This window comes from Pseudomonas sp. A214 (assembly GCF_900156295.1).
GTDB lineage: Bacteria > Pseudomonadota > Gammaproteobacteria > Pseudomonadales > Pseudomonadaceae > Aquipseudomonas > Aquipseudomonas rhizophila.
On sequence record NZ_LT707062.1, the window covers coordinates 1431512 to 1454249 of the forward strand.

The following is a 22738-nucleotide window of genomic DNA, read 5'->3' on the forward strand; positions in this document are numbered from 1 at the left end:
GGCGCTAGAACCCGTAATTGGAGTGCCTCATGGCCAAGAAAATTACCGCTTACATCAAGCTGCAAGTGAAGGCCGCTCAGGCTAACCCAAGCCCACCTGTTGGTCCTGCCCTGGGTCAGCACGGCGTGAACATCATGGAATTCTGCAAGGCCTTCAACGCCCGTACTCAGGGTCTTGAGCCAGGTCTGCCAACTCCAGTGATCATCACTGTCTACAGCGACCGTAGCTTCACCTTCGAAACTAAAAGCACCCCTGCTTCGGTTCTGCTGAAGAAGGCTGCAGGTTTGACCAGCGGTTCCGCTCGTCCAAACACCGTTAAGGTTGGCACCGTTACCCGTGCCCAGCTGGAAGAAATCGCGAAAACCAAAAACGCGGATCTGACTGCAGCTGATATGGATGCAGCCGTGCGTACTATCGCCGGTTCTGCTCGTAGCATGGGCCTTAACGTGGAGGGTGTGTAATGGCTAAGCTGACCAAGCGTCAAAAGGCTATCGCCGGCAAAATCGAAGCAGGCAAGGCCTACAACTTTGTAGACGCCGCCGCTCTGCTGGCCGAGCTGTCGACTGTCAAGTTCAGCGAGTCGTTCGACGTTGCTGTAAACCTGGGTGTTGACCCGCGTAAATCCGACCAGGTCGTTCGTAGCGCTACCGTGCTGCCACACGGCACTGGCAAGACCGTTCGTGTAGCTGTTTTCACCCAGGGCCCAGCAGCTGAAGCTGCTCTGGCTGCTGGTGCTGATCGCGTAGGCATGGACGATCTGGCTGCTGAAATGAAAGGCGGCGACCTGAACTATGACGTAGTTATCGCATCCCCGGATGCCATGCGCGTTGTGGGTCAGTTGGGTCAGATCCTCGGTCCACGTGGTCTGATGCCTAACCCTAAAGTCGGCACCGTAACGCCAGACGTAGCTACCGCGGTTAAAAACGCCAAGGCTGGTCAGGTTCGTTATCGCACCGACAAGAACGGCATCATTCACACCTCCGTTGGCAAGATTGGCTTCGACGCCGTCAAGCTGAAGGAAAACGTAGAAGCCCTGATCGCTGATCTGAAGCGTATCAAGCCAGCTTCTTCGAAAGGCATCTACGTCAAGCGCGTTACCCTGAGCACCACTATGGGCCCAGGTCTGGTCATCGATCAGAGCTCGCTCGACGCGTAAGACTCAGATTGGCGCAAGCGATTGCGCCAATCGAAAAATTGGGGTCCCTGCCTGGCGGGGGCTGTCCAAGACCGTAGGCGACGCAAGTCTTAAACCACAAGCCTACGCAGATGGTGCTCCCGGTTCCTTACCGAATCAGACACCAAAACGACATTCGGTTTCGACCGAATGAAACGGTAACAAGCAGGAGTTAAACCCGTGGCAATTAATCTCGAAGACAAGAAGGCCATCGTCGCTGAAGTCAACGAGGCTGCCAAAGTCGCTCTGTCCGCTGTCGTGGCTGATGCCCGTGGCGTAACAGTAGGCGCAATGACCGGACTCCGTAAAGAGGCCCGTGAAGCTGGTGTTTACGTACGTGTCGTACGTAACACCCTGCTCAAGCGCGCAGTTGCTGACACTGAATACAGTGTTCTCAACGACGTGTTCACCGGCCCGACCCTGATCGCGTTCTCCAAAGATCATCCAGGCGCTGCTGCCCGTTTGTTCAAGGAATTCGCCAAGGGTCAGGACAAGTTCGAGATCAAGGCAGCTGCGTTCGAGGGCAAGTTCCTCGCAGCTAATCAGATCGATGTACTGGCAACACTGCCGACCCGCGACGAAGCCATTTCGCAGCTGATGAGCGTGATTCAAGGCGCTACCAGCAAGCTGGCTCGTACTCTGGCTGCAGTTCGCGAGCAAAAAGAAGCTGCCGCAGCCTAAGGCTGAGCACTTCCTCTCGCGCTTTTTTGTTTATTTCGATGGCCGCGTAGGCCGTCCCCCAATTCAGGAAATACAGTAATGTCTATCTCCCAAGACGATATCCTCAACGCCGTAGCTGAAATGTCGGTTCTGCAGGTTGTTGAGCTGATCAAAGCTTTCGAAGAGAAATTCGGCGTTTCCGCTGCCGCTGCTTCCGCTGGTCCAGCTGCTGCTGCCGCCGTTGTTGAAGAGCAAACCGAATTCAACGTCATGCTGACCGAAGCTGGCGAGAAGAAAGTAAACGTGATCAAGGCAGTACGTGAACTGACCGGTCTGGGCCTGAAAGAAGCCAAGGCTGTAGTTGACGGCGCTCCTGCCATGGTTCTGGAAGCTGTTGCCAAAGACGCAGCTGACAAAGCCAAGGCCGCTCTGGAAGAAGCAGGCGCTAAAGTCGAGCTGAAGTAAGCATCGACTTTGCGTCTCCAGCCCGAGCGTTAAGCGACAGGCTGATGGCTGGTGGCTTTTGCCACCGGCCTTTTTCCGTTATTGGCAGCCGACTGGGTCGGTGCTTATAGCGCGCTGTATCCACCCGATGTGGTGGCGCAAACCATGGGGTTTGCACGATTTTCTGGCTGCTCCCGTCGGGAGGGGCCAAACAAGCAGGTGACCAAGCTGGGGAACGCTGATGGCTTACTCATATACTGAGAAAAAACGTATCCGCAAGGACTTTAGCAAGTTGCCGGACGTCATGGATGTGCCGTACCTCCTGGCCATCCAGCTGGATTCGTATCGTGAATTCTTGCAAGCGGGAGCGACTAAAGATCAGTTCCGCGACGTGGGCCTGCATGCGGCCTTCAAATCCGTTTTCCCGATCATCAGCTACTCCGGCAATGCTGCGCTGGAGTACGTCGGTTATCGCCTGGGCGAACCGGCATTTGATGTCAAAGAATGCGTATTGCGCGGTGTGACTTACGCCGTACCTTTGCGGGTAAAAGTGCGCCTGATCATTTTCGACAAAGAATCGTCGAACAAAGCGATCAAGGACATCAAAGAGCAAGAAGTCTACATGGGTGAAATCCCCCTGATGACTGAGAACGGTACCTTCGTAATCAACGGTACCGAGCGTGTAATCGTTTCCCAGCTGCACCGTTCTCCGGGCGTGTTCTTCGACCACGACCGTGGCAAGACGCACAGCTCCGGCAAACTGCTTTATTCCGCGCGCATCATTCCTTACCGCGGTTCGTGGCTGGACTTTGAGTTCGACCCGAAAGACTGCGTATTCGTGCGTATCGACCGTCGCCGCAAGCTGCCTGCATCGGTACTGCTGCGCGCGCTCGGCTATACCACTGAGGAAGTGCTGGACGCGTTCTACACCACCAACGTTTTCCATGTGCAGGGTGAGAATCTCAGCCTGGAACTGGTGCCTCAGCGCCTGCGCGGTGAAATCGCTGTCCTCGATATTCAGGACGACAAAGGCAAGGTTATTGTCGAGCAGGGTCGTCGTATCACCGCTCGCCACATCAACCAGCTGGAAAAAGCCGGGATCAAAGAGCTGCAGGTGCCGATCGACTACGTTCTGGGTCGCACCACGGCCAAGGTCATCGTGCATCCAGCTACCGGCGAAATCCTGGCAGAGTGCAACACCGAGCTGAACACCGAGATCCTGGCAAAAATCGCCAAGGCCCAGGTTGTTCGCATTGAAACTCTGTACACCAACGATATCGACTGCGGTCCGTTCATCTCCGACACGCTGAAGATCGACTCCACCGGCAACCAGCTGGAAGCCCTGGTCGAGATCTATCGCATGATGCGTCCTGGCGAGCCGCCAACCAAAGACGCAGCCGAGACCCTGTTCAACAACCTGTTCTTCAGTCCTGAGCGCTATGACCTGTCTGCGGTCGGCCGGATGAAGTTCAACCGTCGTATCGGTCGTACCGAAATCGAAGGTTCGGGCGTGCTGAACAAGGACGACATCGTTGCGGTGCTCAAGACCCTGGTCGACATCCGTAACGGCAAAGGCATCGTCGATGACATCGACCACCTGGGTAACCGTCGTGTCCGCTGCGTAGGCGAGATGGCCGAGAACCAGTTCCGTGTTGGCCTGGTGCGTGTAGAGCGCGCGGTCAAGGAACGTCTGTCGATGGCTGAAAGCGAAGGCCTGATGCCGCAGGATCTGATCAACGCCAAGCCAGTGGCTGCTGCGGTGAAGGAGTTCTTCGGTTCGAGCCAGCTGTCTCAGTTCATGGACCAGAACAACCCGCTGTCGGAGATTACCCACAAGCGTCGTGTATCTGCACTCGGCCCGGGCGGTCTGACCCGTGAGCGCGCAGGCTTCGAAGTTCGTGACGTACACCCGACTCACTACGGTCGTGTATGCCCGATTGAAACGCCGGAAGGTCCGAACATCGGTCTGATCAACTCGCTGGCAGCCTATGCTCGCACCAACCAGTATGGCTTCCTCGAGAGCCCGTACCGTGTGGTGAAAGAAGGTCTGGTGACCGACGAGATCGTGTTCCTGTCCGCTATCGAAGAAGCCGATCACGTGATCGCTCAGGCTTCGGCGACCATGAACGAAAAAGGTCAGCTGATCGACGAGCTGGTAGCTGTTCGTCACCTGAACGAGTTCACCGTCAAGGCGCCAGAAGACGTCACCTTGATGGACGTTTCGCCCAAGCAGGTTGTTTCGGTGGCGGCATCGTTGATTCCGTTCCTCGAGCACGACGACGCCAACCGTGCGTTGATGGGCTCGAACATGCAGCGTCAAGCTGTACCGACCCTGCGTGCCGACAAGCCGCTGGTAGGTACCGGCATGGAACGTAACGTTGCCCGTGACTCCGGCGTTTGCGTCGTGGCTCGTCGTGGTGGCGTGATCGATTCCGTCGACGCCAGCCGTATCGTGGTTCGTGTTGCCGATGACGAAGTTGAAACTGGCGAAGCTGGTGTCGACATCTACAACCTGACCAAATACACCCGCTCCAACCAGAACACCTGCATCAACCAGCGTCCGCTGGTGAGCAAGGGTGATCGGGTTCAGCGTAGCGACATCATGGCCGACGGCCCGTCCACCGATATGGGTGAACTGGCACTGGGCCAGAACATGCGCATCGCGTTCATGGCATGGAACGGCTTCAACTTCGAAGACTCCATCTGCCTGTCCGAGCGTGTTGTTCAGGAAGATCGCTTTACCACGATTCACATTCAGGAACTGACCTGTGTGGCTCGTGACACCAAGCTTGGCCCAGAGGAAATCACTGCGGACATCCCTAACGTGGGTGAAGCTGCACTGAACAAGCTGGACGAAGCCGGTATCGTTTACGTAGGTGCTGAAGTAGGCGCAGGCGACATCCTGGTTGGTAAGGTCACTCCGAAAGGCGAGACTCAACTGACTCCGGAAGAAAAACTGCTGCGTGCCATCTTCGGTGAAAAAGCCAGCGACGTTAAAGACACCTCCCTGCGTGTGCCTACCGGCACCAAGGGTACCGTCATCGACGTACAAGTCTTCACCCGCGACGGTGTAGAGCGTGACGCTCGTGCACTGTCTATCGAGAAGACTCAACTCGACGAGATCCGCAAGGACCTGAACGAAGAGTTCCGTATCGTTGAAGGCGCAACTTTCGAGCGTCTGCGCTCCGCTCTGGTCGGCCACAAAGCCGAAGGCGGCGCCGGTCTGAAGAAAGGTCAGGAAATCACCGACGAAGTTCTCGACGGTCTTGAGCATGGTCAGTGGTTCAAACTGCGCATGGCTGAAGATGCTCTGAACGAGCAGCTCGAGAAGGCCCAGGCCTATATCGTTGATCGCCGCCGTCTGCTGGACGACAAGTTCGAAGACAAGAAGCGCAAACTGCAGCAAGGCGATGACCTGGCTCCAGGCGTGCTGAAAATCGTCAAGGTTTACCTGGCAATCCGTCGTCGCATCCAGCCGGGCGACAAGATGGCCGGTCGTCACGGTAACAAGGGTGTGGTCTCCGTGATCATGCCGGTTGAAGACATGCCGCACGATGCCAATGGCACCCCGGTCGACGTCGTCCTCAACCCGTTGGGCGTACCTTCGCGTATGAACGTTGGTCAGATCCTTGAAACCCACCTGGGCCTCGCGGCCAAGGGCTTGGGCGAGAAGATCAACCGTATGATCGAAGAGCAGCGCAAGGTTGCTGATCTGCGTAAGTTCCTGCACGAGATCTACAACGAGATCGGCGGACGCAACGAAGAGCTGGATACCTTCTCCGACCAGGAAATCCTGGATCTGGCGAAGAACCTGCGCGGCGGCGTTCCAATGGCAACTCCGGTGTTCGACGGTGCCAAGGAAAGCGAAATCAAGGCCATGCTGAAACTGGCAGACCTGCCGGAAAGCGGCCAGATGCAGCTGTTCGACGGCCGTACCGGCAACAAGTTCGAGCGCCCGGTTACCGTTGGCTACATGTACATGCTGAAGCTGAACCACTTGGTAGACGACAAGATGCACGCTCGTTCTACCGGTTCTTACAGCCTGGTTACCCAGCAGCCGCTGGGTGGTAAGGCGCAGTTCGGTGGTCAGCGTTTCGGGGAGATGGAGGTCTGGGCACTGGAAGCGTACGGTGCCGCATACACTCTGCAAGAAATGCTCACAGTGAAGTCGGACGATGTGAACGGCCGGACCAAGATGTACAAAAACATCGTGGACGGCGATCACCGTATGGAGCCGGGCATGCCCGAGTCTTTCAACGTGTTGATCAAGGAAATTCGTTCCCTCGGCATCGATATCGATCTGGAAACCGAATAACACGTGACGCGAATCGAGAGCGGGGCTGTTTTGCCCGCTCTCTGCTCCGCCAGGAGGAAAGGCCTTGAAAGACCTACTGAATTTGCTGAAAAACCAGGGTCAAGTCGAAGAGTTCGACGCCATCCGTATCGGATTGGCCTCGCCTGAGATGATCCGTTCGTGGTCGTTCGGTGAAGTTAAAAAGCCGGAAACCATCAACTACCGTACGTTCAAACCCGAGCGTGACGGCCTGTTCTGCGCCAAGATCTTTGGCCCGGTAAAGGATTACGAGTGCCTGTGCGGTAAGTACAAGCGCTTGAAGCACCGTGGTGTGATCTGCGAGAAGTGCGGCGTTGAAGTCGCGCTGGCAAAAGTTCGTCGTGAGCGCATGGCGCACATCGAACTGGCCTCGCCGGTTGCCCACATCTGGTTCCTGAAATCGCTGCCGTCCCGTATCGGCTTGCTGATGGACATGACCCTGCGTGATATCGAGCGCGTTCTCTACTTCGAGAGCTATGTCGTTATCGACCCGGGCATGACCACCCTTGAAAAAGGTCAGCTGCTCAACGACGAGCAGTACTTCGAAGCGCTGGAAGAGTTCGGCGACGATTTCGATGCCCGCATGGGTGCCGAAGCTGTCCGTGAGCTGCTGCACGCGATCGACCTGGAGCACGAGATTGGCCGTCTGCGTGAAGAAATTCCGCAAACCAACTCCGAAACCAAGATCAAGAAGCTGTCCAAGCGTCTGAAGTTGATGGAAGCCTTCCAGGGTTCCGGCAACCTGCCAGAGTGGATGGTGCTGACCGTTCTGCCGGTTCTGCCGCCAGACCTGCGTCCACTGGTTCCGCTCGATGGCGGTCGTTTCGCGACTTCCGACCTCAACGATCTGTATCGTCGAGTGATCAACCGTAACAACCGCTTGAAGCGCCTGCTTGATCTGTCCGCTCCGGACATCATCGTGCGCAACGAAAAGCGTATGTTGCAGGAAGCTGTCGACGCATTGCTCGACAACGGTCGTCGTGGCCGCGCTATCACCGGCTCCAACAAGCGTCCTCTGAAATCCCTGGCTGACATGATCAAGGGTAAGCAGGGTCGTTTCCGTCAGAACTTGCTCGGTAAGCGTGTTGACTACTCCGGTCGTTCGGTAATTACCGTAGGCCCGACCCTGCGTCTGCACCAGTGCGGTCTGCCTAAGAAAATGGCTCTGGAGCTGTTCAAGCCGTTCATTTTCGGCAAGCTGGAAATGCGTGGTCTCGCGACCACCATCAAAGCCGCCAAGAAGATGGTCGAGCGCGAGCTGCCAGAGGTTTGGGACGTTCTCGCCGAAGTGATTCGCGAACACCCAGTGCTGCTCAACCGTGCACCGACCCTTCACCGTCTGGGTATCCAGGCGTTTGAACCGGTACTGATCGAAGGTAAGGCCATCCAGCTGCACCCTCTGGTCTGTGCTGCGTACAACGCCGACTTCGACGGCGACCAAATGGCCGTGCACGTACCGCTGACGCTGGAAGCCCAGCTCGAAGCGCGTGCGCTGATGATGTCGACCAACAACATCCTGTCGCCAGCCAACGGTGAGCCAATCATCGTTCCGTCGCAGGACGTTGTATTGGGTCTGTACTACATGACTCGTGAAGCGATCAACGCCAAGGGCGAAGGTCGTGTGTTCGCGGATCTGCAGGAAGTTGACCGTGTGTTCCGTGCCGGCGAAGCCGCACTGCACGCCAAGGTCAAAGTGCGGATCAACGAAACCGTGAACGATCGTGATGGCGGCAGCGTGACCAACACCCGTATCGTCGACACCACCGTCGGCCGTGCGCTGTTGTTCCAGGTTGTGCCAAAAGGTCTGTCCTTCGACGTCGTCAACTTGCCGATGAAGAAAAAGGCGATCTCCAAGCTGATCAACCAGTGCTACCGCGTGGTTGGTCTGAAAGAGACCGTGATCTTCGCTGACCAGTTGATGTACACCGGTTTTGCCTATTCGACCATTTCCGGCGTTTCCATCGGTGTTAACGACTTCGTTATCCCGGACGAAAAAGCCCGCATCATCGGTGCTGCTACCGAAGAAGTGAAAGAGATCGAAAGTCAGTACGCCTCCGGCCTGGTAACCCAGGGCGAGAAGTACAACAAGGTGATCGACCTCTGGTCCAAGGCGAACGACGAAGTATCCAAGGCGATGATGGCCAACCTCTCGAAAGAGAAGGTCATCGACCGTCATGGCAACGAAGTCGACCAAGAGTCCTTCAACTCGATGTACATGATGGCCGACTCGGGCGCACGGGGTTCTGCTGCGCAGATCCGTCAGCTCGCCGGTATGCGTGGCCTGATGGCCAAGCCGGACGGTTCCATCATCGAGACCCCGATTACCGCGAACTTCCGTGAAGGTTTGAGCGTACTCCAGTACTTCATCTCCACTCACGGTGCTCGTAAGGGTCTTGCGGATACCGCGTTGAAAACGGCGAACTCCGGTTACCTGACTCGTCGTCTGGTAGACGTTGCGCAGGATCTGGTCGTGACCGAGATCGATTGCGGCACCGAACACGGCCTGGTAATGACTCCGCACATTGAAGGCGGTGACGTTGTAGAGCCGCTGGGTGAGCGCGTATTGGGTCGTGTCATCGCCCGTGACGTATTCAAGCCGGGTACCGAGGACGTAATCGTTCCTGCCGGCACCCTGGTTGACGAGAAGTGGGTCGAGTTCATCGAACTCAACAGCATCGACGAAGTGATCGTACGTTCGCCGATCAGCTGCGAAACCCGCTACGGCATCTGCGCCAAGTGCTACGGTCGCGACCTGGCTCGTGGTCACCAGGTGAACATCGGTGAAGCGGTCGGCGTTATCGCTGCCCAGTCCATCGGTGAGCCGGGTACCCAGCTGACGATGCGTACGTTCCACATCGGTGGTGCGGCCAGCCGAACCTCCGCAGCTGACAGCGTTCAGGTGAAGAATGGCGGTACTGTCCGTCTGCACAACCTCAAGCACGTAGAGCGCGTGGACGGTCACCTGGTGGCTGTATCCCGTTCCGGTGAGCTGGCGATCGCTGACGACTTCGGTCGCGAGCGCGAGCGCTACAAGCTGCCGTACGGTGCTGTGATTTCGGTCAAGGAAGGTGACAAGGTCGACGCTGGCGCTATCGTGGCCAAGTGGGATCCGCACACCCACCCGATCGTGACCGAAATGAAAGGTACCGTGACCTACGTGGGCATGGAAGAAGGCATCACGATCAAGCGTCAGACTGACGAATTGACCGGTATGACCAACATTGAAGTACTTGACGCGAAAGATCGTCCAGCTGCTGGCAAGGACATCCGTCCGGCCGTGAAGATGGTCGACGACAACGGCAAGGATCTGTTGCTGCCAGGCACTGACGTAATCGCTCAGTATTTCCTGCCAGCCAACGCCCTGGTCGGTGTTGCGGACGGTGCGCGGATCGCGATCGGTGATGTTATCGCTCGTATCCCGCAGGAAACTTCGAAAACCCGCGACATCACCGGTGGTCTGCCGCGTGTTGCCGACTTGTTCGAAGCCCGTCGTCCGAAAGAAGCCTCGATTCTGGCTGAAGTCAGCGGCACCATCGCGTTCGGTAAAGAGACCAAGGGCAAGCGCCGTCTGGTCATCACGCCGAACGACGGTAGCGATCCGTACGAAGAGCTGATTCCGAAGTGGCGTCACCTGAACGTCTTCGAAGGCGAACAGGTAAACCGCGGCGAAGTTATCTCCGACGGCCCGAGCGATCCACACGACATCCTGCGTCTGCTGGGTGTGAGTGCGCTGGCCAAGTACATCGTGAACGAGATCCAGGACGTTTACCGTCTGCAAGGCGTGAAGATCAACGACAAGCACATCGAGACCATCCTGCGTCAGATGCTGCGTAAAGTTGAGATCGCTGAATCCGGCGATTCGAGTTTCATCAAGGGCGACCAGATGGAGCTGACTCACGTACTGGTGGAAAACGAGCGCCTGGCGACGGAAGACAAGTTCGTCTCCAAGTTCACTCGCGTGCTGCTGGGTATCACCAAGGCGTCGTTGTCCACCGAATCGTTCATCTCGGCGGCTTCCTTCCAGGAAACCACCCGTGTACTGACCGAAGCGGCGGTAACCGGCAAGCGCGATTACCTGCGCGGCCTGAAAGAAAACGTGGTCGTGGGTCGTCTGATCCCGGCTGGTACCGGTTTGGCCTATCACAGCGAGCGCAAGCGTCGTCGTGATGCAGACAAGCCGTTGCGCGTAAGCGCCAGTGAAGTGGAAGCTGCACTGACCGAAGCACTGAACTCGAGCGGTAACTGAGTTCTGCGGTAATTAAGTGCCTGGCCCTGGTCATCCCGTTTGCTGGATCGAGACAAAATGTCGAGATCCGGCGGGCGGGGAGGTCGGGGCCTTGCCTTGACTGGGAACAAGATCCTCTTTAGACTCTTGATCCCCTAAATTTGGCGGGAATTCGTTCCTGCCATTTTGCTTTTCTTGTAAGACAATAGCGTCGCAAGACAACAGTGGAGCTAGTAGATGGCAACTATCAACCAGCTGGTACGTCAGCCGCGTAAGCGTATCGTCGAGAAATCCGACGTGCCTGCGCTGCAGAACTGCCCGCAACGTCGTGGCGTATGCACCCGTGTGTATACCACCACGCCGAAAAAACCTAACTCGGCACTGCGTAAAGTATGCCGTGTGCGTCTGACCAACGGTTTCGAGGTTTCCTCGTACATCGGTGGTGAAGGCCACAACCTGCAAGAGCACAGCGTGGTACTGATCCGCGGTGGTCGTGTAAAAGACTTGCCAGGTGTTCGTTACCACACCGTTCGCGGTTCTTTGGATACTTCCGGCGTTAAAGGTCGTAACCAGGGTCGTTCGAAGTACGGTACCAAGCGTCCGAAGTAATCGGCCGTTTTGCAGTTTTTCATTTTATTGAGTCGATAAGAGTAAGGTCGGGCACGCATTAGCTGTCCCGGGCTAACCTGAAGACCGTTTGAGGGCTTATCAATGCCAAGACGTCGCGTAGCAGCCAAACGTGAGATTCTGGACGATCCGAAATACGGAAGCCAGATTCTCGCCAAGTTCATGAACCACGTAATGGAAAGCGGCAAGAAAGCCGTTGCCGAGCGTATTGTTTATGGCGCACTGGACAAAGTTAAGGAACGCAAGAACAGCGATCCCCTGGAAATCTTCGAGAAAGCTCTCGACGCCATCGCTCCGCTGGTCGAAGTGAAGTCGCGCCGTGTAGGCGGTGCTACTTACCAGGTTCCGGTCGAAGTTCGTCCGTCCCGTCGTAACGCCCTGGCAATGCGCTGGTTGGTAGACTTCGCCCGCAAGCGCGGTGAGAAGTCCATGGCTCTGCGTTTGGCTGGCGAACTGTTGGACGCTGCTGAAGGTAAAGGTGCTGCAGTTAAGAAGCGTGAAGACGTGCACCGTATGGCTGAAGCCAACAAGGCTTTCTCGCACTACCGCTTCTAATTCTAGCGTCACTCAATTTGCGAGGGCTTTATGGCTCGTACTACACCGATTAATCGCTACCGTAACATCGGTATCGTTGCCCACGTGGATGCTGGTAAAACCACCACCACTGAGCGCGTCCTTTTTTACACTGGCAAAAGTCACAAGATGGGCGAGGTGCATGATGGCGCCGCGACCACCGACTGGATGGTGCAGGAGCAGGAGCGTGGTATTACCATTACTTCTGCTGCCATTACCGCCTTCTGGAAGGGTTCCGAGAAGCAGTATCCGCACGAGCATCGCTTCAACGTTATCGATACCCCGGGTCACGTGGACTTCACCATTGAAGTTGAGCGTTCCCTGCGTGTACTCGACGGCGCTGTCGTTGTGTTCTGCGGTACCTCGGGTGTTGAGCCTCAGTCGGAAACCGTATGGCGTCAGGCCAACAAATACGGTGTTCCACGTCTTGTTTACGTAAACAAGATGGACCGTGCTGGTGCCAACTTCCTGCGCGTGATCGGTCAGATCAAGCAGCGTCTGGGTCACACTCCGGTGCCGATCCAGCTGGCTATCGGTTCCGAAGACAACTTCCAGGGTCAGATCGATCTGATCAACATGCAAGCTGTCTACTGGAACGATTCTGACAAGGGTATGGTTCCTGTTCGCAAGGACATCCCGGCAGAGTTGCTGGAAGAAGCCGAGAAGTGGCGCGGCAACATGGTTGAGGCTGCGGCCGAAGCCAACGAAGAACTGATGAACAAGTACCTTGAGGGTGAAGAGCTCACCAACGAGGAAATCAAGGCCGCTCTGCGTCAGCGTACCATCGCTGGTGAGATCGTTCTGGCTGTTTGCGGTTCTTCCTTCAAGAACAAGGGTGTTCCCCTGGTTCTCGATGCTGTGATCGACTTCCTGCCTGCTCCAACCGACATTCCTGCTATCAAGGGTTCCAACCCTGATAACGAGGAAGAGGAAATGGAGCGTCATGCAAGCGACGACGAGCCTTTCGCGGCCCTGGCGTTCAAGATCGCTACCGACCCATTCGTGGGCACCTTGACCTTCGTTCGGGTTTACTCGGGCGTGTTGAACTCCGGCGACGGCGTGATCAACTCTGTTAAAGGCAAGAAAGAGCGTGTGGGTCGTATGGTGCAAATGCACGCAAACGCCCGCGAAGAGATCAAGGAAGTGCGCGCTGGCGACATCGCGGCCTTGATCGGCATGAAGGACGTCACCACCGGTGAAACCTTGTGCAACGCTGACAAGCCGATCATCCTGGTTCGCATGGACTTCCCGGAGCCGGTTATTTCGGTTGCCGTTGAGCCAAAAACCAAGGATGACCAGGAAAAAATGGGTATCGCTCTGGGCAAGCTTGCTCAGGAAGATCCATCTTTCCGCGTCAAGACTGATGAAGAGACCGGTCAAACGATCATCTCTGGCATGGGCGAGTTGCACCTGGACATCCTGGTTGACCGGATGCGCCGTGAGTTCAACGTCGAAGCCAACATCGGCAAGCCTCAGGTTTCCTATCGTGAGCGCATCACGAAGAACTGTGAAATTGAAGGCAAGTTCGTTCGCCAGTCCGGTGGTCGTGGCCAGTTCGGTCACTGCTGGATTCGTTTTGCGCCGGCTGACGAAGGTCAGGAAGGTCTGCAATTCGTGAACGAAGTCGTAGGTGGTGTGGTTCCTAAGGAATACATCCCGGCGATCCAGAAGGGTATCGAAGAGCAGATGAAGAACGGCGTTGTTGCCGGCTATCCGCTGATCGGCCTGAAGGCGACTGTGTTCGATGGTTCTTACCACGACGTCGACTCCAACGAGATGGCGTTTAAGGTGGCTGCTTCCATGGCGACCAAGCAACTGGCCCAGAAGGGCGGTGGTGAGTTGCTTGAGCCGATCATGGCGGTAGAGGTTGTTACGCCTGAAGACTACATGGGTGATGTCATGGGCGACCTTAACCGTCGTCGTGGCATGATTCTGGGTATGGAAGATACGGTTTCCGGCAAGGTCATTCGTGCCGAGGTTCCGTTGGGTGAAATGTTCGGTTACGCAACCGACGTTCGTTCCATGTCTCAGGGTCGCGCGAGCTACTCTATGGAATTCAAAAAATACAATACAGCTCCGTCGCATATCGTCGAAACTGTTACCAAAAAGCAAGGCTGATTCAGCCCTTTAAGCTAGGAGTTAATTGTCGTGGCTAAAGAAAAATTTGAACGGAACAAACCGCACGTCAACGTTGGCACCATCGGTCACGTCGACCACGGTAAAACCACGCTGACCGCTGCTCTGACCCGTGTCTGCTCCGAAGTTTTCGGTTCGGCCAAGGTTGACTTCGACAAGATCGACAGCGCCCCGGAAGAGAAAGCTCGCGGTATCACCATCAACACCGCTCACGTTGAATACGATTCGGCCGTGCGTCACTACGCACACGTTGACTGCCCAGGTCACGCCGACTACGTAAAAAACATGATCACTGGTGCTGCCCAGATGGACGGCGCGATCCTGGTTTGCTCGGCCGCTGATGGTCCGATGCCACAAACCCGTGAGCACATCCTGCTGTCCCGTCAGGTAGGCGTTCCGTACATCGTTGTCTTCCTGAACAAGGCTGACATGGTTGACGACGCTGAGCTGCTGGAACTGGTTGAGATGGAAGTGCGCGATCTGCTGAGCACTTACGACTTCCCAGGTGATGACACTCCAATCATCATCGGTTCGGCTCTGATGGCTCTGAACGGCCAAGACGACAACGAAATGGGCACCACCGCTGTCAAGAAGCTGGTGGAAACTCTGGACAGCTACATCCCAGAGCCAGAGCGTGCTATCGACAAGCCGTTCCTGATGCCAATCGAAGACGTATTCTCGATCTCCGGTCGCGGTACTGTTGTGACTGGTCGTGTTGAGCGTGGCATCGTCCGCATCCAGGAAGAAGTTGAGATCGTCGGTCTGCGCGATACTCAGAAAACTACCTGCACCGGCGTTGAAATGTTCCGCAAGCTGCTCGACGAAGGTCGTGCTGGCGAGAACTGCGGCGTACTGCTGCGCGGCACCAAGCGTGACGACGTTGAGCGTGGCCAGGTTCTGGTCAAGCCAGGCACCGTCAAGCCGCACACCAAGTTCACTGCAGAAGTTTACGTTCTGAGCAAGGAAGAAGGCGGCCGTCATACTCCGTTCTTCAAAGGCTACCGTCCACAGTTCTACTTCCGTACAACTGACGTGACCGGTAACTGCGAGCTGCCAGAAGGCGTTGAAATGGTAATGCCAGGTGACAACATCCAGATGACTGTCACTCTGATCAAGACCATCGCGATGGAAGACGGTCTGCGTTTCGCTATCCGTGAAGGCGGTCGTACCGTCGGCGCTGGCGTCGTAGCCAAAGTCATCGAGTAAGTCTCTTGTAGAGTCAGCTTGATGAGTTGAAGAGCCCCCGCCTAGCGGGGGCTTTTTTATTGGGTTGACACCTATCAGGGGCGTCTATAGAATTGCGCCTCCTTTTAACGGGCGTATTGCGCTCGGTGGGAATAGCAGCCGGAGTCTGAAATCCAATGCAAAATCAGCAAATCCGTATCAGGTTGAAGGCTTTTGACCATCGCCTGATCGACCAATCCACCCAGGAAATCGTGGAAACCGCGAAACGTACTGGTGCTCAAGTGCGTGGTCCAATTCCACTGCCTACCCGTAAAGAGCGGTTCACCGTTCTGGTCTCCCCGCACGTCAACAAAGACGCGCGTGACCAGTACGAGATCCGTACTCATAAGCGCGTTCTGGACATCGTCCAGCCAACGGATAAAACCGTTGATGCACTTATGAAGCTTGATCTTGCGGCCGGTGTGGAAGTGCAGATCAGCCTCGGCTAAGACTCGGTCTTGGTCGTGTAACGCTCTGAAATGGGCGGCCATAGCGGGTGAAAGCCCCGTACACTCATGAGGTTTACAACATGACTATTGGTGTAGTCGGTCGTAAATGCGGTATGACCCGTATTTTCACCGAAGAAGGTGTCTCCATTCCGGTCACGGTCATTGAGATCGAGCCGAATCGCGTCACCCAGTTCAAAACTGAAGAGACCGATGGCTATCGTGCAGTGCAAGTCACTGTCGGCGAGCGTCGTGCTTCGCGTGTAACAGCTGCTCAAGCTGGCCACTTCGCCAAGGCGAACGTTGCCGCTGGTCGTACCGTAATGGAATTCCGCCTTGAAGAAGGCGAGTACCAGGCCGGCGATCTGATCAACGCTGAAATCTTCGCTGCTGGTCAACTGGTTGATGTAACCGGTCAGTCCAAGGGTAAAGGCTTCCAGGGTACGATCAAGCGTTGGAACTTCCGCGGGCAAGATAACACCCACGGTAACTCCGTATCCCACCGCGTTCCAGGCTCTATCGGCCAGTGCCAGACTCCTGGTCGTGTATTCAAGGGCAAAAAAATGTCCGGTCATATGGGCGCTGAGCGCGTGACCGTGCAGTCCCTCGAAGTAGTGCGCGTGGACGCTGAACGCAATCTGTTGTTGGTCAAGGGCGCTGTTCCTGGCGCTACTGGCGGCAACTTGGTTGTACGTCCAGCAGCCAAGGCTCGCGGTTAAGGGGAAGCTGACATGCAATTAAATGTAAATGACGCTCAAGCGATCGAAGTTTCCGAACTGACATTTGGCGGCGAATTCAACGAGACGCTGGTTCACCAAGCAGTCGTGGCCTACATGGCTGGCGGCCGTCAAGGTAGCAAGCAGCAAAAGACCCGTTCCGACGTTTCTGGTGGCGGTAAGCGCCCATGGCGTCAGAAAGGTACTGGCCGTGCTCGTGCCGGTACTATCCGTAGCCCAATCTGGCGTGGCGGCGGTACCACTTTTGCAGCTCGTCCTCAGGATCACTCCCAGAAGCTGAACAAGAAGATGTATCGCGCAGCAATGCGTTCCATCCTTGCTGAGCTGGTGCGTACTGATCGTCTGGTCGTGGTTCAGGACTTCGCTGTTGAAGCACCGAAAACCAAAGATCTGCTGAACAAGCTGAACGGCATGGGCCTGACTGACGTCCTGATCGTGTCTGACGCTGTTGATCAGAACCTGTACCTGGCTGCTCGCAACCTGCCACACGTTGATGTTCGTGACGTGCAAGGTTCCGATCCGGTCAGTCTGATCGCATACGACAAGGTGTTGATCACCGTGTCGGCCGTGAAGAAATTCGAGGAGCTGCTGGGATGAACCAGGAACGCGTATTTAAAGTTCTGCTTGGCCCGCACGTTTCCGAGAAGGCTACGGTTCTGGCAGACAAGAAAGGCCAGTTCGTTTTCAAGGTTGCTACCGACGCAACCAAGCTGGAAATCAAGAAGGCCGTCGAAAGCCTGTTCAGCGTGAAAGTAGAGCGCGTTACTACCCTGAATGTTCTGGGTAAGAGCAAGCGCACTGCTCGCGGTCTGGGCAAGCGTAATGACTGGAAGAAGGCAGTTATCTCCCTTCAGCCAGGCCAAGATCTCGATTTCAGCAGCAGTGCTGAGTAAGGAAGGGGTGCATCATGGCAATCGTTAAATGCAAACCGACTTCCCCTGGCCGCCGTTTTGTGGTCAAGGTGGTCAACCAGGAGCTGCATAAAGGCGCTCCTCACGCACCGCTGCTCGAGAAAAAATCGAAGTCTGGTGGTCGTAACAACAATGGCCGTATTACCACTCGTCACATCGGTGGTGGTCATAAGCAGCATTATCGTCTGGTCGACTTCCGTCGCAACGACAAGGATGGCATCGCTGCCACCGTCGAGCGTATCGAATACGATCCAAACCGTACTGCTCACATCGCTCTGCTGCTGTACGCAGATGGCGAGCGTCGCTACATCATCGCCCCTAAAGGCGTGAGTGCTGGCGACCAGCTGATCGCAGGTGCTTTGGCACCGATCAAGCCGGGCAACGCTCTGCAGCTGCGTAACATTCCAGTTGGTAGCACCGTACACGGCATCGAATTGAAGCCAGGTAAAGGCGCACAGATCGCTCGTTCCGCTGGTGCTTCGGCTCAGTTGATCGCTCGTGAAGGTGTCTACGTGACCCTGCGTCTGCGTTCTGGTGAGATGCGTAAAGTACTGGCTGAGTGCCGTGCGACCCTGGGCGAAGTCTCGAACTCCGAGCACAGCCTGCGTTCGTTGGGTAAAGCTGGTGCCAAGCGCTGGCGTGGCGTTCGCCCAACCGTTCGTGGTGTTGCCATGAACCCGGTTGACCACCCACATGGTGGTGGTGAAGGTCGTACCTCTGGTGGTCGTCATCCGGTATCGCCATGGGGCTTCCCGACTAAGGGCGCGAAGACTCGTGGTAATAAGCGTACCGACAAAATGATCGTCCGTCGTCGCAAGTAAATAGAGGGATACGACAGTGCCACGTTCTCTGAAAAAAGGTCCTTTTATTGATCTTCACCTACTGAAGAAGATCGAAGTGGCGGCGGAAAAGAACGATCGCAAACCAGTTAAGACCTGGTCGCGTCGTTCGATGATCCTGCCACAAATGGTCGGTCTGACCATCGCAGTACACAACGGTCGCCAACACGTCCCAGTTCTCGTTAACGAAGACATGGTCGGCCACAAACTGGGCGAGTTTGCCGGTACCCGCACATACCGTGGGCACGTGGCTGACAAGAAAGCCAAGCGTTAAGGGGTAAGGAAATGGAAGTAGCCGCTAAGTTGTCGGGCGCTCGAATCTCCGCCCAGAAAGCCCGCTTGGTCGCCGACCAGATCCGCGGGAAGAAGGTGGGCGAAGCGCTCAACCTGTTGGCTTTCAGCAGTAAGAAAGCCGCCGAGATCATGAAGAAAGTGCTGGAGTCGGCCGTAGCCAACGCCGAGCATAACGAAGGCGCAGATGTTGATGACCTGAAGGTCAGCACCGTTTTCGTCAACGAAGGGCGTTCGCTGAAGCGCATCATGCCACGTGCCAAAGGCCGTGCTGATCGCATCGTCAAGCGGTCTTGCCATATCACTGTCAAGGTTGCTGACAAGTAACGGAGTCGAAGAGATGGGTCAGAAAGTACATCCCATTGGCATTCGCCTGGGAATCGTCAAGGAGCACACCTCCGTCTGGTACGCAGACGGTCGGACTTATGCGGACTACTTGTTCGCTGATCTGAAGGTGCGTGAGTATCTCCAAGACAAACTAAAAAGCGCGTCCGTAAGCCGTATCGATATCCATCGTCCGGCGCAGACTGCACGCATCACCATCCACACTGCTCGTCCAGGTATCGTTATCGGGAAGAAAGGTGAAGATGTTGAGAAGCTGCGTCAGGACCTGACCAAGCAAATGGGTGTGCCTGTGCACATCAATATCGAAGAGATCCGCAAGCCGGAGCTCGACGGTATGCTGGTTGCGCAGAGCGTAGCTCAGCAGCTGGAGCGTCGTGTAATGTTCCGTCGCGCTATGAAGCGCGCTGTACAGAACGCAATGCGCATTGGTGCCAAAGGCATCAAAATCCAAGTGAGCGGTCGTCTCGGCGGTGCTGAAATCGCACGTACTGAATGGTATCGCGAAGGTCGTGTGCCACTGCACACCCTGCGTGCCGACATCGACTATGCCAACTACGAAGCTCACACCACCTACGGTGTGATCGGTGTAAAGGTTTGGATCTTCAAAGGCGAAGTAATTGGTGGTCGCCAAGAAGAGCTGAAGCCACAAGCACCAGCGCCTCGTAAAAAAGCTGCTAAGTAAGGGGTACGCCAAATGTTGCAACCAAAGCGTACGAAGTTCCGCAAGCAGATGACCGGTCACAACCGTGGCCTGGCATTGCGCGGTAGCAAAGTCAGCTTCGGCGAGTTCGCGCTGAAGTCTGTTGCTCGTGGTCGTCTCACCGCTCGTCAGATCGAGTCAGCGCGTCGTGCTCTGACCCGTCACGTAAAACGTGGCGGCAAGATCTGGATCCGTGTATTCCCGGACAAGCCTGTCACCAAGAAGCCACTCGAAGTTCGGATGGGTAAAGGTAAGGGTAACGTGGAGTACTGGGTTGCCCAGATTCAGCCAGGCAAAGTCCTGTATGAAATCGAGGGTGTTTCTGAAGAGCTGGCGCGTGAGGCTTTCGCCCTGGCTGCTGCAAAGCTGCCGCTCGCCACCTCCTTTGTTAAACGGACGGTGATGTGATGAAAGCGAATGAACTTCGTGAAAAATCAGCACAGCAGCTGAACGAGCAACTGCTCGGCCTGCTGCGCGACCAGTTCAATCTGCGTATGCAGAAAGCAACTGGCCAGTTGGGGCAGTCTCATCTGCTCTCGCAAGTTAAGCGTGACATCGCTCGCGTGAAAACTGTGCTCAACCAGCAGGCAGGTAAGTAATCATGGCTGAAGCCGAAAAAACTGTCCGTACGCTGACTGGCCGTGTTGTCAGCGACAAGATGGACAAAACCATCACCGTTCTGATCGAGCGTCGCGTTAAGCACCCGATCTACGGTAAATACGTTAAGCGTTCGACTAAGCTGCACGCGCACGACGAAACCAATCAGTGCCACATCGGCGACAAAGTCACTATTCGTGAAACTCGTCCGATGGCCAAGACCAAGTCTTGGGCGCTGGTTGATGTTCTCGAACGCGCTGTGGAAGTCTAAGGGCTAGGGGTCGGAGAAATTATATGATTCAGACTCAATCCATGCTCGATGTGGCCGATAACAGCGGCGCTCGCCGTGTTATGTGCATCAAGGTGCTGGGTGGCTCCCATCGTCGTTACGCTGGTATTGGTGACATCATCAAAGTTACCGTCAAGGAAGCAATTCCTCGCGGTAAGGTGAAAAAAGGCCAAGTGATGACTGCTGTTGTAGTCCGCACTCGCCACGGTGTTCGTCGCGCTGACGGCTCCATCATCCGCTTTGATGGCAACGCTGCTGTTCTGTTGAACAACAAGCAAGAGCCAATCGGCACCCGTATCTTTGGGCCAGTGACCCGTGAGCTTCGTACTGAGAAGTTCATGAAGATCGTCTCGCTCGCCCCAGAAGTGCTGTAAGGAGATCCGACATGCAAAAGATTCGTCGTGACGACGAGATCATCGTGATCGCCGGCAAGGACAAGGGTAAGCGCGGTAAGGTGCTGAAGGTTCTCGCTGACAACCGTCTGGTTGTTGGTGGCTTGAACCTGGTCAAGCGCCATACCAAGCCTAACCCGATGTCGGGCGTACAGGGCGGTATCGTCGAGAAAGAAGCGCCACTGCACGCTTCCAACGTCGCCATTTTCAACGGCGAAACCAACAAGGCTGACCGCGTTGGTTTCAAAGTAGAAGACGGTAAGAAAATTCGTGTCTTCAAGTCGACCCAAAAAGCGGTTGATGCTTGAACACTGCTAGGTAGAAGACCATGGCACGACTAAAAGAGATTTACCGGAAGGAAATCGCACCGAAGCTTAAGGAAGAACTTAAGCTTTCGAACGTGATGGAAGTTCCGCGCGTTACCAAAATCACCCTGAACATGGGTCTGGGCGAAGCGATCGGCGACAAAAAAGTCATCGAGCACGCTGTTGCTGACCTGGAAAAGATCACCGGTCAGAAAGTCGTTGTGACTTACGCTCGGAAATCCATCGCTGGCTTTAAAGTCCGTGAAGGTTGGCCGATCGGCGTCAAAGTGACCCTGCGCCGTGAGCGTATGTACGAGTTCCTGGATCGTCTGCTGTCGATCTCCCTGCCTCGGGTTCGCGACTTCCGCGGCCTGAATGCCAAGTCCTTCGATGGTCGTGGTAACTACAGCATGGGCGTTAAAGAGCAGATCATTTTCCCGGAAATCGATTACGACAAGATCGACGCTCTCCGCGGTCTGGACATTACCCTGACCACCACTGCTCGGACGGATGACGAAGGTCGCGCACTGCTGCGCGCTTTCAAATTCCCGTTCCGCAACTGATTGGAGTAGGAAAATGGCCAAGAAGAGCATGAAAAACCGTGAGCTGAAGCGTCAGCTCACCGTTGCCAAGTACGCCACCAAGCGTGCAGCGCTGAAAGCTATCATCGTTGATCTGAACGCAAGTCCAGAAGCGCGTTGGGAAGCTACCGTAGCACTGCAGAAGCAGCCACGTGACGCAAGCGCTTCGCGCATGCGTAACCGCTGCCGCCTGACTGGTCGTCCGCACGGCGTGTACCGCAAGTTCGGCCTCGGCCGTAACATGCTGCGTCAAGCTGCAATGCGTGGTGACGTTCCAGGTCTGGTTAAAGCCAGCTGGTAAGCACTGTCAATGTCTCGGTGTTCGGGGTCGCAAGATCCTGACCGCCGGTGACCTTGAACTTGAATCAAGCCCCTTTTGGGGCTTGATTCATTTGTGGGGTGTGTCTAGAATACCCGGCTCGCCTGAGCCCGTGCTTTTATCGCGCGGATGTACTCGGCGACACGTAGTAGCCGAAAGGCTAATTTTTTGTGTATTAGGAGCGTCTAGCCCATGAGTATGCAGGACCCGTTAGCGGACATGCTAACTCGTATCCGTAATGCCCAGATGGCTGAAAAGTCCGTCGTAAGCATGCCATCTTCTACTTTGAAGGTAGCTGTTGCCAAAGTCCTGAAGGACGAAGGTTACATTGCGGGTTATCAGATCAGCAGCGAAATCAAGCCACTGCTGTCCATCGAGCTGAAGTACTTCGAAGGCCGTCCGGTCATCGAGGAAGTGAAGCGCGTTAGCCGTCCAGGCCTGCGTCAGTACAAGTCCGTCGAGGATCTGCCAAAAGTTCGTGGCGGTCTCGGTGTGTCTATCGTCTCCACCAACAAAGGTGTGATGACGGATCGTGCTGCGCGCGCTGCCGGTGTCGGCGGCGAAGTTCTTTGCACTGTGTTCTAAGGGGG

General features: G+C 55.8%; 26 protein-coding genes. All 26 read left to right on the forward strand.

Annotated features, from left to right (window positions below; genetic code table 11):
• Positions 1-29 precede the first annotated feature (29 nt).
• On the forward strand, positions 30-461 hold the full coding sequence (rplK, locus tag BW979_RS06470; protein WP_003176435.1) for a 50S ribosomal protein L11: 432 nt from the start codon (positions 30-32) through the stop codon (positions 459-461).
• The gene (gene rplA / locus BW979_RS06475; RefSeq protein WP_003186095.1) at positions 461-1156 is read left to right on the forward strand and encodes a 50S ribosomal protein L1; all 696 of its coding nucleotides are present in this window, start codon (positions 461-463) and stop codon (positions 1154-1156) included. The genes rplK and rplA overlap by 1 nt, the downstream gene beginning before the upstream one ends.
• 198 nt (positions 1157-1354) lie before the next feature.
• A complete protein-coding gene (gene rplJ / locus BW979_RS06480; RefSeq protein ID WP_047230484.1) occupies positions 1355-1855 on the forward strand; it encodes a 50S ribosomal protein L10 in 501 nt (166 codons plus the stop codon).
• A 78-nt stretch (positions 1856-1933) separates the two neighbouring features.
• Positions 1934-2299: a 50S ribosomal protein L7/L12 gene (rplL, locus tag BW979_RS06485; RefSeq protein ID WP_027617682.1), complete on the forward strand. Its 366-nt coding sequence runs from the start codon at positions 1934-1936 to the stop codon at positions 2297-2299.
• A gap of 220 nt (positions 2300-2519) precedes the next feature.
• Positions 2520-6593, forward strand: a complete 4074-nt coding sequence (gene rpoB / locus BW979_RS06490; RefSeq protein ID WP_047230483.1) for a DNA-directed RNA polymerase subunit beta — start codon at positions 2520-2522, stop codon at positions 6591-6593.
• 64 nt (positions 6594-6657) lie between these two features.
• Positions 6658-10857, forward strand: a complete 4200-nt coding sequence (gene rpoC / locus BW979_RS06495) for a DNA-directed RNA polymerase subunit beta' (protein WP_047230482.1) — start codon at positions 6658-6660, stop codon at positions 10855-10857.
• Positions 10858-11073: 216 nt separating this feature from the next.
• On the forward strand, positions 11074-11445 hold the full coding sequence (gene rpsL / locus BW979_RS06500) for a 30S ribosomal protein S12 (protein WP_003186084.1): 372 nt from the start codon (positions 11074-11076) through the stop codon (positions 11443-11445).
• Positions 11446-11547: 102 nt separating this feature from the next.
• Complete coding sequence (rpsG, locus tag BW979_RS06505) at positions 11548-12018, forward strand: 30S ribosomal protein S7 (RefSeq protein ID WP_003186074.1); 471 nt, start codon at positions 11548-11550, stop codon at positions 12016-12018.
• A 30-nt stretch (positions 12019-12048) separates the two neighbouring features.
• Complete coding sequence (fusA, locus tag BW979_RS06510; protein WP_047230481.1) at positions 12049-14154, forward strand: elongation factor G; 2106 nt, start codon at positions 12049-12051, stop codon at positions 14152-14154.
• 30 nt (positions 14155-14184) lie between these two features.
• Positions 14185-15378, forward strand: coding sequence for an elongation factor Tu (tuf, locus tag BW979_RS06515; RefSeq protein WP_003186103.1), 1194 nt, complete (start codon positions 14185-14187; stop codon positions 15376-15378).
• A 155-nt stretch (positions 15379-15533) separates the two neighbouring features.
• Positions 15534-15845: a 30S ribosomal protein S10 gene (gene rpsJ, locus BW979_RS06520; protein WP_003186070.1), complete on the forward strand. Its 312-nt coding sequence runs from the start codon at positions 15534-15536 to the stop codon at positions 15843-15845.
• Positions 15846-15925: 80 nt separating this feature from the next.
• Positions 15926-16561 carry a 50S ribosomal protein L3 gene (gene rplC / locus BW979_RS06525; RefSeq protein ID WP_003186059.1) on the forward strand — a complete coding sequence of 212 codons (636 nt, stop codon included), beginning with the start codon at positions 15926-15928 and terminating at the stop codon, positions 16559-16561.
• A 12-nt stretch (positions 16562-16573) separates the two neighbouring features.
• Positions 16574-17176, forward strand: coding sequence for a 50S ribosomal protein L4 (gene rplD / locus BW979_RS06530; protein ID WP_003186057.1), 603 nt, complete (start codon positions 16574-16576; stop codon positions 17174-17176).
• Positions 17173-17472, forward strand: a complete 300-nt coding sequence (gene rplW, locus BW979_RS06535) for a 50S ribosomal protein L23 (protein WP_002555488.1) — start codon at positions 17173-17175, stop codon at positions 17470-17472. The genes rplD and rplW overlap by 4 nt, the downstream gene beginning before the upstream one ends.
• 14 nt (positions 17473-17486) lie before the next feature.
• On the forward strand, positions 17487-18311 hold the full coding sequence (gene rplB, locus BW979_RS06540; RefSeq protein WP_003186055.1) for a 50S ribosomal protein L2: 825 nt from the start codon (positions 17487-17489) through the stop codon (positions 18309-18311).
• Between the two features lie 16 nt (positions 18312-18327).
• Positions 18328-18603 (forward strand): 30S ribosomal protein S19, encoded by a 276-nt coding sequence (rpsS, locus tag BW979_RS06545; RefSeq protein ID WP_002555486.1) that lies wholly within the window; start codon positions 18328-18330, stop codon positions 18601-18603.
• A gap of 11 nt (positions 18604-18614) precedes the next feature.
• On the forward strand, positions 18615-18947 hold the full coding sequence (gene rplV, locus BW979_RS06550; RefSeq protein ID WP_003103908.1) for a 50S ribosomal protein L22: 333 nt from the start codon (positions 18615-18617) through the stop codon (positions 18945-18947).
• Positions 18948-18960: 13 nt separating this feature from the next.
• Complete coding sequence (rpsC, locus tag BW979_RS06555; RefSeq protein ID WP_003176422.1) at positions 18961-19647, forward strand: 30S ribosomal protein S3; 687 nt, start codon at positions 18961-18963, stop codon at positions 19645-19647.
• 12 nt (positions 19648-19659) lie between these two features.
• Entirely contained in the window at positions 19660-20073 is a 414-nt protein-coding gene (gene rplP / locus BW979_RS06560; protein WP_003186052.1) for a 50S ribosomal protein L16, read from the forward strand.
• Positions 20073-20264 carry a 50S ribosomal protein L29 gene (gene rpmC, locus BW979_RS06565; protein ID WP_002555481.1) on the forward strand — a complete coding sequence of 64 codons (192 nt, stop codon included), beginning with the start codon at positions 20073-20075 and terminating at the stop codon, positions 20262-20264. The genes rplP and rpmC overlap by 1 nt, the downstream gene beginning before the upstream one ends.
• 2 nt (positions 20265-20266) lie before the next feature.
• Entirely contained in the window at positions 20267-20533 is a 267-nt protein-coding gene (gene rpsQ / locus BW979_RS06570; RefSeq protein WP_003194644.1) for a 30S ribosomal protein S17, read from the forward strand.
• Positions 20534-20556: 23 nt separating this feature from the next.
• Complete coding sequence (rplN, locus tag BW979_RS06575) at positions 20557-20925, forward strand: 50S ribosomal protein L14 (protein ID WP_002555479.1); 369 nt, start codon at positions 20557-20559, stop codon at positions 20923-20925.
• Positions 20926-20936: 11 nt separating this feature from the next.
• Positions 20937-21251 (forward strand): 50S ribosomal protein L24, encoded by a 315-nt coding sequence (rplX, locus tag BW979_RS06580; RefSeq protein ID WP_003186046.1) that lies wholly within the window; start codon positions 20937-20939, stop codon positions 21249-21251.
• Between the two features lie 20 nt (positions 21252-21271).
• A complete protein-coding gene (rplE, locus tag BW979_RS06585; RefSeq protein WP_003186044.1) occupies positions 21272-21811 on the forward strand; it encodes a 50S ribosomal protein L5 in 540 nt (179 codons plus the stop codon).
• A 13-nt stretch (positions 21812-21824) separates the two neighbouring features.
• Entirely contained in the window at positions 21825-22130 is a 306-nt protein-coding gene (gene rpsN, locus BW979_RS06590) for a 30S ribosomal protein S14 (RefSeq protein WP_003186042.1), read from the forward strand.
• A gap of 210 nt (positions 22131-22340) precedes the next feature.
• Entirely contained in the window at positions 22341-22733 is a 393-nt protein-coding gene (gene rpsH / locus BW979_RS06595; protein WP_017848802.1) for a 30S ribosomal protein S8, read from the forward strand.
• Positions 22734-22738: the final 5 nt, after the last annotated feature.